This window comes from Actinomadura graeca, from assembly GCF_019175365.1.
GTDB classification, from domain to species: Bacteria; Actinomycetota; Actinomycetes; order Streptosporangiales; family Streptosporangiaceae; genus Spirillospora; species Spirillospora graeca.
Genome location: NZ_CP059572.1, coordinates 4,626,605 through 4,638,201 on the forward strand (window position 1 = coordinate 4,626,605; position 11,597 = coordinate 4,638,201).

Annotated in this window: 15 protein-coding genes and 1 tRNA gene; 13 read left to right on the plus strand and 3 right to left on the minus strand. The window is 69.2% G+C overall.

What is annotated here, in order from left to right:
• The first annotated feature begins 28 nt into the window (after positions 1–28).
• From AGRA3207_RS20475 to AGRA3207_RS20515, 9 genes are all read left to right on the plus strand, one after another.
• The gene (locus AGRA3207_RS20475) at positions 29–322 is read left to right on the plus strand and encodes a hypothetical protein (RefSeq protein WP_231328660.1); all 294 of its coding nucleotides are present in this window, start codon (positions 29–31) and stop codon (positions 320–322) included.
• A gap of 312 nt (positions 323–634) precedes the next feature.
• Positions 635–1,366 (plus strand): GntR family transcriptional regulator, encoded by a 732-nt coding sequence (locus tag AGRA3207_RS20480; RefSeq protein ID WP_231328661.1) that lies wholly within the window; start codon positions 635–637, stop codon positions 1,364–1,366.
• A gap of 111 nt (positions 1,367–1,477) precedes the next feature.
• Positions 1,478–1,888: a plasmid replication, integration and excision activator gene (locus tag AGRA3207_RS20485; RefSeq protein WP_231328662.1), complete on the plus strand. Its 411-nt coding sequence runs from the start codon at positions 1,478–1,480 to the stop codon at positions 1,886–1,888.
• On the plus strand, positions 1,888–2,181 hold the full coding sequence (locus tag AGRA3207_RS20490; RefSeq protein WP_231328663.1) for a hypothetical protein: 294 nt from the start codon (positions 1,888–1,890) through the stop codon (positions 2,179–2,181). The genes AGRA3207_RS20485 and AGRA3207_RS20490 overlap by 1 nt, the downstream gene beginning before the upstream one ends.
• Positions 2,178–2,456, plus strand: a complete 279-nt coding sequence (locus tag AGRA3207_RS20495; protein WP_231328664.1) for a hypothetical protein — start codon at positions 2,178–2,180, stop codon at positions 2,454–2,456. Before AGRA3207_RS20490 ends, AGRA3207_RS20495 begins: the two co-directional genes overlap by 4 nt.
• An 88-nt stretch (positions 2,457–2,544) precedes the next feature.
• Entirely contained in the window at positions 2,545–4,011 is a 1,467-nt protein-coding gene (locus AGRA3207_RS20500) for an FtsK/SpoIIIE domain-containing protein (protein ID WP_231328665.1), read from the plus strand.
• On the plus strand, positions 4,008–5,702 hold the full coding sequence (locus tag AGRA3207_RS20505; RefSeq protein ID WP_231328666.1) for a replication initiator: 1,695 nt from the start codon (positions 4,008–4,010) through the stop codon (positions 5,700–5,702). The genes AGRA3207_RS20500 and AGRA3207_RS20505 overlap by 4 nt, the downstream gene beginning before the upstream one ends.
• The gene (locus tag AGRA3207_RS20510; protein WP_231328667.1) at positions 5,699–5,929 is read left to right on the plus strand and encodes a helix-turn-helix domain-containing protein; all 231 of its coding nucleotides are present in this window, start codon (positions 5,699–5,701) and stop codon (positions 5,927–5,929) included. Before AGRA3207_RS20505 ends, AGRA3207_RS20510 begins: the two co-directional genes overlap by 4 nt.
• Entirely contained in the window at positions 5,929–7,275 is a 1,347-nt protein-coding gene (locus tag AGRA3207_RS20515; protein ID WP_231328668.1) for a tyrosine-type recombinase/integrase, read from the plus strand. The genes AGRA3207_RS20510 and AGRA3207_RS20515 overlap by 1 nt, the downstream gene beginning before the upstream one ends.
• Before the next feature lie 59 nt (positions 7,276–7,334).
• On the opposite strand, the gene AGRA3207_RS20520 is transcribed toward AGRA3207_RS20515, so the two are convergent.
• A tRNA-Ala gene (locus tag AGRA3207_RS20520) sits at positions 7,335–7,407 on the minus strand.
• A 626-nt stretch (positions 7,408–8,033) separates the two neighbouring features.
• On the opposite strand from AGRA3207_RS20520, the gene AGRA3207_RS20525 reads away from it, so the two are divergent.
• Entirely contained in the window at positions 8,034–8,270 is a 237-nt protein-coding gene (locus tag AGRA3207_RS20525) for a hypothetical protein (RefSeq protein WP_231328669.1), read from the plus strand.
• Entirely contained in the window at positions 8,258–9,253 is a 996-nt protein-coding gene (locus AGRA3207_RS20530; RefSeq protein ID WP_231328670.1) for a hypothetical protein, read from the plus strand. Before AGRA3207_RS20525 ends, AGRA3207_RS20530 begins: the two co-directional genes overlap by 13 nt.
• Before the next feature lie 131 nt (positions 9,254–9,384).
• Here the strand turns inward: AGRA3207_RS20530 and AGRA3207_RS20535 are convergent, their stop codons facing one another.
• Together AGRA3207_RS20535 and AGRA3207_RS20540 are read right to left on the minus strand one after the other, a co-directional pair.
• Entirely contained in the window at positions 9,385–10,110 is a 726-nt protein-coding gene (locus AGRA3207_RS20535) for an HAD family hydrolase (RefSeq protein ID WP_231328671.1), read from the minus strand.
• A 57-nt stretch (positions 10,111–10,167) separates the two neighbouring features.
• Positions 10,168–10,287 carry a DLW-39 family protein gene (locus AGRA3207_RS20540; RefSeq protein WP_211238580.1) on the minus strand — a complete coding sequence of 40 codons (120 nt, stop codon included), beginning with the start codon at positions 10,285–10,287 and terminating at the stop codon, positions 10,168–10,170.
• Between the two features lie 231 nt (positions 10,288–10,518).
• Between AGRA3207_RS20540 and AGRA3207_RS20545 the strand changes: the two genes are divergently transcribed.
• Positions 10,519–10,728 (plus strand): hypothetical protein, encoded by a 210-nt coding sequence (locus tag AGRA3207_RS20545; protein ID WP_231328672.1) that lies wholly within the window; start codon positions 10,519–10,521, stop codon positions 10,726–10,728.
• An 18-nt stretch (positions 10,729–10,746) separates the two neighbouring features.
• Positions 10,747–11,538 carry an SDR family NAD(P)-dependent oxidoreductase gene (locus AGRA3207_RS20550; RefSeq protein ID WP_231328673.1) on the plus strand — a complete coding sequence of 264 codons (792 nt, stop codon included), beginning with the start codon at positions 10,747–10,749 and terminating at the stop codon, positions 11,536–11,538.
• The last annotated feature ends 59 nt before the right edge of the window (positions 11,539–11,597 follow it).

An 11,597-nucleotide genomic window follows, 5' to 3' on the forward strand; every position in this document is an offset into this window, starting at 1 on the left:
CGGCTCTGTCTCCAAGGAGGAACACAAGATGAGTCCGGCTCTCTCCCGAGATGCTGAGCTGCGGCTGCTCGGCAACCTCTGTCGTGCTCTGGTCAAGCGTGGTCACTTCGTCCAGATGCGTGACGCGATCCCCGGCCTGACGATCACACGGTCCGGGGGAACGGTGCGGGACGTCGTCGCCTACGTGGTCCTCAGCCGGGACAAGCGCCACTTCTCGTGGTGGCGTGTCGACAACGCCCATCCGCTCACGGATGTGGACGGCGCCGCCGAGCAGATCTCCGCGTTCCTGGCTGAGCCAGCGCCCCAACAGCTTTCGTCGTGATGCCCGGCCCTGGGGGGATCTCCGAAGACGTGGCTGCGGCAGTCATCACTCTCCAGCGTCGCTACCCGGGCTCGATCGTGTGGTTCGGGCGGTATACCGAGCATTGGTGGGCTTTGGTGCCGTGGTCAGCGTGGTGGGTTCTCATGGAGGCAGACAGTCCCTCGGAGTTGGCGGACAGGATGGCCGAGACGCTGGGCTCGGGCGTGCCGTCGGGGATTATCGGGCCTGTTGGTGTTCGGTAGTCGTGACAGCGCAGTAGTGAGACAGTAGTTTGGCCTGGTAAGACAACCTGTCGAATGATGGACGGTCGAGATGAGCCTAGAGTCCGTACCGCCGAAGTACGCCCAGCTCGTCACAGAGCTTCAACGGCGAATCGAAGCGGGGCAGTACCCGCCGGGCTCTACCATGCCGAGCGAACATCAGCTCATCGATGAGTTCGGCGTCAGTCGGCCAACGGTCGTAGCGGCGTTGCGTGTTCTGCGTGATCAAGGGTGGATCGACTCTCAGCAGGGTAAAGGGCGCTTCGTTCGCGGGCGTCCGGCGCTGGCGTCGCTGGAGAGCGCTCGCGCGGGTCAGGTGAGGTTGGCCGGATCGGAGGCAGCCGTCTCCGGTGAGGTACTGCAAGCCGGAGTTGTCGAGACGCCGAACCGCATCGGCTCGCTTCTCGGCCTTGCGGTGCCTGGTCGGGCGTTCCTGCGGCAACGGTTGCTGACGTTGGATGACGCGCCGTCGGAACTCTTGTCGCTGTGGGTGCCCCTGGAACTGGCCGAAGGCACGGACCTGACCAGTGCCGCACCGTTGAAGCAGGGCGTAAGGCAGCACCTTGAGGCGCGGAAGGGCGTCGGCTTCGATCACGTCATCGAACACATCGTGGCGAGGATGCCGACTGCGAAGGAAGCCGAAGCGCTGTCGATGCGCGCGGACATCCCGGTTCTGGTCGTGTACGCCACGGCGCGTGATGCTTCTGGGCGTCCTCTGCTGGTGGTTGATTCGGTCATGCCCGCTGACATGCATGAACTGGAAGACGCCTACCCGCTGGCGTAGCTGGTTCGAAACTCGGCCTGTTAGCCACTTGATAGAGCAAGTTCCTCTTGCTATCGTCGAATCACTTGCTAGGTCAACTGACAGACAGTTGACCGGACTGGAGTGATCAGTATGGCGATTCTGGGGCGTATCCCGGTGGAGTTCGGGGCGGTGTTCCCGCACGGGGTGTTCGCGACGGGTCCGGCCGAGCCGCTGGAGAACTTCGAGACCAAGCGGCAGGAGACCGACAAGGAGAACGGCCTGCCGGTGTGGGTGGTGGACGTCTACGACGCCGACCCGCAGGCGGGCCACAAGGCGTCGGCGATCCGGGTGAAGGTGGCCGCGCAGGTGTGCCCGGTACTACCCGACCCCTCGTACGGGCCGTTCCGGCCGGTGGAGTTCGGCGGCCTGACCGTCACCCCGTATGTGGAGGAGACGGGGCGTCGTCCGCGGGTGGCGTACTCGTTCCGGGCGAGGGAGGTCCGTCCCGCGAGCGGCGGGGGCAAGGCGACCCGTCCCTCCGGCGACAAGGCGGCTGCGTGATGGCGCGCGGGACGGGCGGGCGGACCTCGGCGCTGTCGCTGCCGATCGACGCCACCGCATCGACGGAGTTCCGGGCGTTCCGGGCACGGACTCCGCTGTTCACGGTGTCGGCGGGTCGGGTGCTGGTCACCTTGACGCTGCCGGAGCGGCTGCACGCCGGTGATGTGGAGTTCGCCCGGTCGCTGGCCGAGCAGGCGGCGGCCTACGCGGTGGAGGTGGAGCGACTGTACCGCTCCGGCCGTCGTCCCACCGGCCGTCCGATCGGCCGTCCGGCTGGCAGGGGGGCGGCATGAGCACTCCCGGTTCCTGGTGCTCGATGTCGGTGAACCTGGCGGGTGACGCGATGATCCGCTGCTGCACCTACCCCGAGAGGGCGCCGATCCTGGCCCTGTCCGGGGTGGCCGTCTCGGTTTCGGTGACCAGCGCAGATCGTATGGCCGTGTCGGAGGCCGATGTGGGCAACGCCCGGCTGCTGCTGCTGGCGGCACGGACCTACCTGGCCGAATGCGAGCGGCTGCACGCCCTGGCCCGCGACGACGGCCCCCCGGCTGCCTCTGCGGCGGCCTAGATGTGGGTGGGGCGGCTGGAGCTGGTACCTCCGGCCGCCCCCGCTTCTCTCCCCAACACATCCCATGAAGTGAAGAGGTGACCAGGGTATGTCCTGGGAGTTCCGCAAGCTCGGACCCGGCGAAAACGTCGCCGTCCAAGCACAGACCGACCCCTTCGCCGCACCCAAATGGGCCCCGCCGGTCTGGCACATGCCTGAGGGCCTGGTCCTGCTCGTCAACCTCGTCCGCGCGCTGGTGCGGACGGTGGTGTTCCTGGTCCGCAACATCGTCCCGGTCACCGTGGTCGGCGGGCTGGGCTGGCTGGGCGTCCGCTGCGGCTGGGCCGTCCCCCTCGTCTTCCTGGTCCTGGCCGGGATCGGGGCCGGGGTGTGGGCTGCGGCGGACCGTCCGTCCTTCGTCTGCTGCGCGGTCCGTCCGGCGCAAGCGCGGTGGCGGCTGGCGATGGTGTACCGGCGTGACTGGCAACCCGTCCTGGTCACCGCTGGACTCACCAAGACCCACAAGGGCCGCGAGTACCTGCCCTCGCTGGTGCGGGTCCGCTGCGGCCCGGCCTCGGACCGGGTCCTGGTCCGGATGCTCAAAGGACAGGCACCGGATGCGTGGGAACGGGTCGCGGTCAACCTCGCGCACGGCTTCGGCGCCACCCTGGTCCGGGTCCGGGAAGGGGACCGTCCGGGACGGATCTGGCTGGAGTTCGTCCGACATGACGCCCTGGCCGTCCCCATCCCCGCGCTGCCCGTCCCGGACGCTGCGGACGTCGACCTGTCGGCGCTGGAGATCGGACGGGTAGAGGACGGCTCGCCATGGCGGCTGCGGCTCCTCGGTACGCACGTGCTGATCGCGGGCGCGACGGGTGCGGGGAAGGGCTCGGTGATCTGGTCGACCGTCCGCGCGGTACTGCCGCTAATGCTGGCGGGCCTGGTGGAGGTCTGGGCCATCGACCCCAAGCGGATGGAGCTGTCGTTCGGGCGTCCCCTGTTCGAACGCTACGGCCGCTACAGCGATGACCCCAAGGGCGGCATGGTCGACCTGCTGGAGGCGGCGGCCCGGGACATGAACGCCCGTGCCGAGCAGTTCGCGGGCGTGACCCGCTCGTTCACACCCTCGCTGGAGCATCCGTTCCGGGTTGTGGTGGTGGATGAGCTGGCGTTCCTGACCGCCTACTGCCCCCAACGCGACCTGCGCAAGCGGGCTGAGGCGGCGCTGGCGGTGCTGACCAGTCAGGGCCGGTCGGTGGGGTACTGCGTGATCGGCGCTCAGCAGGACGCGCGCAAAGAGGTCAACAACCTGCGCAACCTGTTCCCCGACCGGATCGCGCTGCGCCTGGACGAAGACGAACAGGTCGACATGGTGCTGGGCGATGGTGCCCGCGACCGGGGTGCCCTGGCCGACCAGATCTCCTCCGTCCCGCACATCGGCGCGGGAGTGGGGTTCGTCCGGCTGGAGACCACCCCCGACCCGGTCCGCGTCCGCGCCGCCTACGTCGGCGACGACGACATCCGCACCATGGTCACGCTCGGTGTGCCGGAGCTGGACGCCGGTGAGGCCGCATGACACAGCTCTCCCTGGACGGCTCCGGCGCGCCTGCGGCCGAGGACTCCGAACCCGGCCCCGGTGCGGTGGTCAAGACGCTGCCTCCGCTGGCGCGCGGGGTACTGGAGGCGGTCGCCGTCGACCACGGGGTGTGCATCCGGCCAGTGCCCATGCGGCGGGTCGACCTGGCCACCGGCGACTCCGAAGTGGTCTACGTCCCGTGCAACCACACCCTGGCCTCGGTGTGTCCCTCGTGCGCCGAACGCAAGCGCAAGCTCCGCGCGGTCCAGTGCAACCAGGGCTGGCACCTGACCGAGGAACCGGTCATCACGCGCGCCGAGTCCGACACCCAGCAGCGGGCGCTGATGGGGTTGCGGGCGCGGGCCCAGACCGAACGCGACCACGCCGCCGAGACCGGTTCCTCGCACGGTGAGGGGGTGGAGTTCTGGGAGGGAGTGGTGCGGGAACTGGATGTAGAGATCGAACGCTCGGGCGTGCGAGGCACCCTCAAGACGGGCGAGGACGGCAAAGGCCGGCGGACCCGTTCGACTCGCCGAAGGCAGGACGCGCCCGATCTGCCTCGACGCCCGGTCGACTCCCGCACCGTGGGGAAGGTGTTCCGGGGCCGTGACGGCAAGACCTTCCGGCCCTCGCTGTTCCTGACCCTGACCTTGGACTCCTACGGTCGGGTCCGCTCGGACGGAACACCGGTCGATCCCGCCACCTACGACTACACCCGGGCCGCGCGCGATGCCCTGCACTTCTCCAAGCTGGTCGACCGGTTCGTCCAGAACCTTAGAAGGTTCGTCGGCTACGACGTCCAGTACTTCGCCACCGTGGAACCGCAACGGCGGCTGGCGCCGCACCTGCACATGGCGATCCGCGGAACCATCTCCCGCACCGAACTACGCCAGGTCGTCGCCGCGACCTACCACCAGGTGTGGTGGCCCTCCACCGACCGGGTCGTCTACGAAGGGGATCGGCTGCCGGTCTGGGACCAGGCCGCGGGCGAGGGCGGCGGATATGTCGACCCGGCCACCGGCGCGGTACTGCCCAACTGGGACGACGCCCTGGACGAACTGGGCCAGGACGAGAACGCCGAACCCTTGCATGTGCTGCGGTTCGGGCGGCAGATCGACGCGCAAGGCGTCATGGCCGACACACCCCAGTCACGAAAGCTGATCGGCTACCTCACCAAGTACCTGGTCAAGGGCGTCGCCGAATGCCACCAGGCAGACACCGGCCGGCAGCGTGAGCACCTGGACCGGATGGCCGAGACGCTGCGCTATGAGCCGTGCTCCCCGACGTGCGCGAACTGGCTGCGCTACGGCATCCAGCCCAAGAACCCCCGGCGGGGCATGGCTCCGGGGTTCTGCAAGGGCAAGGCACACCGGCGCCAGCATCTCGGCTACGGCGGTCGCCGCGTGCTGGTCTCGCGCAAGTGGTCCGGCAAGACCCTGGCCGACCACAAAGCCGACCGCAAAGCCTGGGTGCTCGCACGGCTGGCAGAGGCCGGAATCCCCGTGTCCAACCCGGCCGACCCGAACACCGCCCACGTCTGGGAACGCGCCGGACCCGCCGATCCCGACGTCAAGCCCATCGAACGACGCCTCCAACTCCTCATCACCGAACGACTCACCCGACGCGCCCAACTCGACCAGGCCACCCACAACCCCACCTCACAACTTCCGGCAACTGCGGAGGCAGCGTGACCAGACGAACGGACCCCCCTTCAAAAGAGTGGCTGTTGACCGTGGCGGAAGCGGCCGAGTACCTCAACACCTCGCAGCGGTTCCCGCGTCGACTCATCGCCGAACGGCGCATCCGCTTCGTCAGAGTCGGACGTTTCGTCCGCATCCCCGAATCTGCGCTCTGCGAGTTCATCGCGGCCGGATTGGTCGAACCCATGACCGCATCCGACGCCTGGAGGGCTGCATAGTGGCGAACAAGGACGGACATCGCCGTTTCGGCAGTGTCCGCAAGCTGCCCTCGGGGCGCTATCAGGCAAGCTACCTCGGACCTGATGGCAAGCGGCGGTACGCGCCGGAGACGTACGAGCGCAAGGGCGACGCCGAACGATTCCTCTCGTTGGTCGAAGCGCAGATGATCCAGGGGCAGTGGATCGACCCCGAGCGCGCGAAGGTCAAGTTGGGCGTCTACGCGGCGAAATGGATCAAGGAGCGGCCCGGCCTGCGGCCACGCACGGTGGAGCTGTACGAGCGGCTCTTGCGAAACCTGATCGGTCCGCACCTGGGCGGCGTGTCGGTCGGTGACATCACCACGAGCATGGTCCGGGAGTGGCGGACGGTACTCCTCGACTCTGGGATCTCGGCAAGCGTGACCGCGAAGGCTTACCGGCTGCTGCGGGCCGTGCTCATGACGGCGGCTGAAGAGGACGGCATGATCGCGCGCAACCCATGCCGCATCAAAGGCGCCGGTGACGAGACGCCGGAAGAACGCCCCGTCCTCACGCTGGCCCAGGTCTTCGAGCTGGCGGAGCTGCTTGGGCGTCATCCGGTAGGCAACATCCGCAAGCTGGCATCCGGCGGTTACCAGCTCAGGTACCGGCTCCTGGACGCGGACACGCGGGCGTTTCCGCAGGTTCTTCCCGACCGTCAGGCGGCCGAGCAAGTGCTGTGGAACCTCGCTGTGGAGGGATACGCCGCTGTCGAGCATGACGACCGGTACCGCGCCCTGGTGCTGCTTACGACCTTCGCGAGTCTTCGATGGGGCGAGGCTGTGGCGCTTCGTCGGCTGGACATCGACACAGCGGCATGTGCAGTGTCCGTGCGGCGGCAGTACCTCGAACTCGACACTGGCGCCCTCGTCATCGGGCCGCCCAAGTCACGCGCTGGCAAGCGCACCGTGAGCTTCCCTGTTGGGATCGTGCCGCTGATCTGCGAGCACCTGAACGACTACGTGGGCCGTGATCCTTCCGCGCTCGTCTTCGCGGGGCCCAACGGCGGCGTGCTGCGGCGCGGCAACTTTCGGCGCGCGTCACGATGGGCGCTGGCAGTGGAAACGGTCGGCCTGCCCGGCCTCCATTTCCACGACCTCAGGCACACGGGCAACACCCTCGCGGCGCAGAGCGGGGCGAGCCTGCGCGACCTCATGGACCGGATGGGACATGACAGCGTCCGCGCGGCGATGATCTATCAGCACTCGACCTCGGAGGCGGGACGCGCTATCGCTGATGCACTCAACGACAAGATCAAGATGGAGCGGGGCGGCGGCGATGACGAGGATGACGGCGGTCTTGGTGGCGTACTCGTCCCGGTGGCCTAATCGCACGCTTATCGCACGAACGCCCCCGTCCGTGATCCGGACGGGGGCGTTTTCGCAGGTGGAGCCTAGGGGATTCGAACCCCTGACACCCGGCTTGCAAAGCCGGTGCTCTACCAACTGAGCTAAGGCCCCGCGTCAACCCGCTGCTCACCTGCGGCGACGTCAGGACGGCGCGATCGGTGTCGATCGTACACCGTCGTCAGGGCAGGGGCTTTTCGGGCATGTCCCCCTTGTGGGGGTCGCTGCGAGGGCGCGAACGGGGCCAGGGCGGGGGCCCGGTGGCGCCCGGGTCGGAGCGTCCCGGTCCCTGTGGCGGGGCGGGGGCAGGGCCGAGGGATCCATCCCTCGGCCCCGTCTGGACGGCGGGGCCACTTCCACATGAGCCCGCCCGTGTTCAGTCCTCGCCCGCCCGTAGCACAGGAACAAGCATCGGACCTTGCCGGGCCGCCTTCCGACGTCCCGCGGGTTATTAGATCTACGGCGGGTCGAAGTCGCACCCTCGGAAATCATCGCGCATCATTGTTCAACATTCTTGAACACCTTGAAACGATCTTTCTTCTCCCGAATTCGGAACTCTATGGCGGACGGTCATAGAGGGAGGATCTTTCGGGGATTCACGTGACGTGACGGGCCCGATCGTGCACTATGAGCGCTTGGGGGCCGGTAACAACAATGCGATCTTCCACTCGCGCGCGCCCTTCGATCAACTTTCCGCCCGTAGCACGGTGGGTCAATTCCACAGGCATTGGAGAAGGAACATGAGTGCTCCTCGCTTCCGCACCCCGTACGAGGGTGATCCGCACGACGGGGACCCGGCGCGGGACCTGGTCTGGCTGGGGGCGGTGGGCATGTACCTCACCGTCTTCCTGGCGCTGGGCGGGCGGGGGGTGCCGCCGCGGGAGGCGGCGGCCGTCACCCTCATGATGGTGGGCGGCGCCGAGGTGCTCCGCCGGCTGATCAGCGACGGCCGGGGAGGTGCCGGATGGGGAAGGTGAGGGCGCGCCCGGCCGACCCGCGGGACTTCGAGGACCACCGGCACTTACAGATCGAGACCCTCACCGAGGCCGCGGCGCGCACCCGCCGCCGTGACGTGCAGGAGCGGATCCTCCAGACCAAGGCCGAGCTCGGCCTGCTCATCAGCGCGTCGGTGCAGTACGAGCTGGACCGGCTGAGCGGCGCCGACGGTGTCGGGGTCATCGCGTCCGTGGCGTCCGTCCCCGTGCAGGAGGTGTGGCGGCTGCTGTCCGGCAGCTACCAGCCGGGACCTGCCGTCTGGGCCCATATCCAGCAGATCCTCATGCTCTGCCGCGCCAGCCAGGCGATCGACAGGATCACGACGGCCCGGCAGCTGTTCAACCGTCTCGCCGAGCTGTACGAGCTGGACGAACTTCTCGCCCAGCGCCTGCGCGGGCTGGACCATCGGCGGCGTGGCGTCACCCGGAGCCTCGGGCAGCACCGGACGTCCAGGCCGCACCTCCCGGAGATGCCGCCGCCGGCCAGGGCGCCGTCCCTGCCCGACGAGGGGGACGGTACGGCCGGGGACGACGCGCGCGAGCCCGAGGGCGACCCGTCCGCCGGGTCGCCGCCACCGCCACCCGCGGTCATCCCGGACCTTCCGGACGCGTGCCTTCCGAAGACGCGCAAGCCGCTGCGGCCGGACCCGATGATGGCGTCCACGAAGGCGATGTTCGCCGACACGATGCGCGCGTACCGGGTGTGGGCGGGCAATCCGAGTTACCGGGAACTGGAGCGCCGCAGCGACAAGAGGATCTCCTATTCGACGTTCAGGAATATGCTGACCAGCGCGACGATGCCCGCAAAGCTCGATCACGTGGAGGCGCTCGTCCGGGCCCTCGGAGGAACGGCCGAGGATCTGCAGCGCTGGGCCACCGCGTGGCGTCGGCTCGCCATGGTCCCCGAGTCCGGGAACAGGGATTCCGGGAAACGGATCGTCCTCGAACTCCCGCACACCGGATGATCGACAAGGTGGGTGTCCGCGGGATTTCGGCTCTGACGGCGGAAGCGTCCCGATAAAGAGGGCCGTCACGACGAGAAGCCATTTCTCCCCGGCCTTTTCATCGAGGCACCGGATGGGGTCCTCGGGCCGGTTCAGCCGTGGTCGGCGGTGACGGCGTCGTCCAGCGGGGCCGGGGCCCCGGCGAGGATGAGGTCGGGGAGGGCCGCGACGCTGGGCAGGACGTGGGTGGCCCCGGCGGCGAGCAGGCGGCCGCGGTCGTGGGCGCCGGTGAGGACCCCGGCGACGATCGACGCGCCGGAGCGGCGGCCGGTGCGCATGTCGTTCGCGGTGTCGCCGCATACGGCGACATGGCGGACGTCGTCGGCACCGAGGCGGAGCGCCGCGGTCAGGACGAGGTCGGGCCAGGGACGCCCGCGGGCGACGTCCTCGGGGCACAGGGTGAGGTCGGCGCGGTCCCACCAGCCGAGGGTGTCGAGGATGCGGGCCTGGGTGCTGCGGGCGAAGCCGGTGAGCAGGCACACGCGGACCCCGGCGTCGCGGATGCGCTCGATGGCGCGGTCGGCGCCGGGTACGGGTCGCAGGCCGTGCCGGTCGACGAGCTGGTCGTAGGACTGCTCGAAGGCCAGGTTCGCGGCCAGGGCGCGGGGTTCCTCGAAGAGCGAGCGGAAGATTTCGGCCTTGGAGCCGCCCCGCGACTCGCGGACGCGGGACATGGCCCGCTCGTGCGAGGCCGTACCGGAGGCGATCCCCAGCGCGGCGATCGCCTCGGCGAAGGCGGTCTCGACGATGTCGCCATCGGCGACAGTGGTCCCGGCGAGATCGAGGCAGGCGATGGTGATCGGATCTGCTTCGCTCACGCCGGGGCCTCCCTCGAAGTCAGGACGTCCGCGCTTCGCGGGACTGTCGCCGGCGTCTCAGCTGTCGGACGACGTGGCCTCGGTCCACAGGTCGAGCTCGGCGCGGTCCTGCTGGAGGCGGCGCCAGACGGCGAAGCCACCGAGGGCGACGACGGCGAGGATGAGTAGCTTCTTCACGATGGGGACCCCTTCACCTCGGTTATGAAGCCGAACCCGGGAAGTGGCGGATCGGTGTCTGCTCCCCCCGGGCTCTCCGCAGCCTAGCAACCGTTGACGGCCGATCCGCACCAGGTCACCGTTATCGGATCAGACGTCCAATTCACGGGGTGCGGAGGGTGTCACGCCGCCGCCACCTCGCCGGGACGCCAAGATGACCGGATAATCCGGGGACGACCTTCGGGAGTGCCGATGGCAGAGGACGACTTCGGGCTCTGGGAGCGCGAACTCGACTCGGGCACGCCGGACGACGAGGCGTCCGGCGGGCGCGGGATGGTGGTGGTCGCCGGCCTGACCGCGACCGGCTGCACCGCGATGATCGCGCTCGGCGAGGTGCCGCTGGGAACGGCGGGGCTGGTGCTGTCGTCGATCATCCTGTTGCTGTGGCGGATCGGGATGTGAGCCGTCATCATCTGCGCCATGGAGCTGCGCGGAGCGAATGTCCTGCTGACGGGCGCGTCCGGGGGGATCGGCGGGGCGCTGGCGGAGGCGCTGGCCGCGCGCGGCGGGCGGGTCGTGCTGACCGGGCGGCGGACCGAGGTGCTGGTGCCGCTGGCCGCACGCCTCGGCGGCAGGGTCGTCACCGCCGATCTGGCCGACCGCGGCGCGGCCGAGAGCCTGCTGGACGAGGCGGGCGATGTGGACGTACTGATCGCGAACGCCGCGCTCCCGGCCTCCGGGCTGCTGTCGGACTATTCGATCGACGAGATCGACCGCGCGCTGCAGGTGAACCTGCGCGCGCCGATCGTGATGGCGAAGCTCGCGGGCGAGAGAATGGCCGATCGTGGCCGCGGTCATCTGGTCTTCGTCTCATCGCTGTCCGGGAAGGCGGCGTCCGGGCGGGCGTCCCTGTACAACGCGACGAAGTTCGGGCTCCGGGGCTTCGCGCTGGCGCTGCGTGAGGACCTGCGGCCGCACGGCGTCGGGGTGTCGACGGTCTTCCCGGGCTTCATCCGGGACGCGGGCATGTTCGCGGACGCGGGGGTCGCACTGCCCCGCGGCATCGGCACACGAACGCCGCGAGACGTGGCAGAGGCGACAATCCGCGCGATCGACAAGAACCTCGCCGAGATCGACGTCGCGCCCCTCGGGCTGCGCCTCGGCGCGATCCTCGGCGGGGCCGCTCCGGTGCTCGCGGCCGCCGTCCAGCGCCGCATGGGCGGCCGGCGGATCACCCGGGAGCTGGCTGCCGGACAACGCGAGAAGCGTTGACATGGGGGTTCCACCCGCGGTACATCGGGGTCCCGCTTGATCAGCGGTACGAGCCGGGC

What these genes read in the sequence shown, in the direction of transcription:
- AGRA3207_RS20475 (WP_231328660.1), top strand. Translation starts at nt 29, where the DNA reads ATGAGTCCGGCTCTCTCCCGAGATGCTGAGCTGCGGCTGCTCGGCAAC.
- AGRA3207_RS20480 (WP_231328661.1), top strand. Translation starts at nt 635, where the DNA reads ATGAGCCTAGAGTCCGTACCGCCGAAGTACGCCCAGCTCGTCACAGAG.
- AGRA3207_RS20485 (WP_231328662.1), top strand. Translation starts at nt 1,478, where the DNA reads ATGGCGATTCTGGGGCGTATCCCGGTGGAGTTCGGGGCGGTGTTCCCG.
- AGRA3207_RS20490 (WP_231328663.1), top strand. Translation starts at nt 1,888, where the DNA reads ATGGCGCGCGGGACGGGCGGGCGGACCTCGGCGCTGTCGCTGCCGATC.
- AGRA3207_RS20495 (WP_231328664.1), top strand. Translation starts at nt 2,178, where the DNA reads ATGAGCACTCCCGGTTCCTGGTGCTCGATGTCGGTGAACCTGGCGGGT.
- AGRA3207_RS20500 (WP_231328665.1), top strand. Translation starts at nt 2,545, where the DNA reads ATGTCCTGGGAGTTCCGCAAGCTCGGACCCGGCGAAAACGTCGCCGTC.
- AGRA3207_RS20505 (WP_231328666.1), top strand. Translation starts at nt 4,008, where the DNA reads ATGACACAGCTCTCCCTGGACGGCTCCGGCGCGCCTGCGGCCGAGGAC.
- AGRA3207_RS20525 (WP_231328669.1), top strand. Translation starts at nt 8,034, where the DNA reads ATGAGTGCTCCTCGCTTCCGCACCCCGTACGAGGGTGATCCGCACGAC.
- AGRA3207_RS20530 (WP_231328670.1), top strand. Translation starts at nt 8,258, where the DNA reads ATGGGGAAGGTGAGGGCGCGCCCGGCCGACCCGCGGGACTTCGAGGAC.
- AGRA3207_RS20545 (WP_231328672.1), top strand. Translation starts at nt 10,519, where the DNA reads ATGGCAGAGGACGACTTCGGGCTCTGGGAGCGCGAACTCGACTCGGGC.
- AGRA3207_RS20550 (WP_231328673.1), top strand. Translation starts at nt 10,747, where the DNA reads ATGGAGCTGCGCGGAGCGAATGTCCTGCTGACGGGCGCGTCCGGGGGG.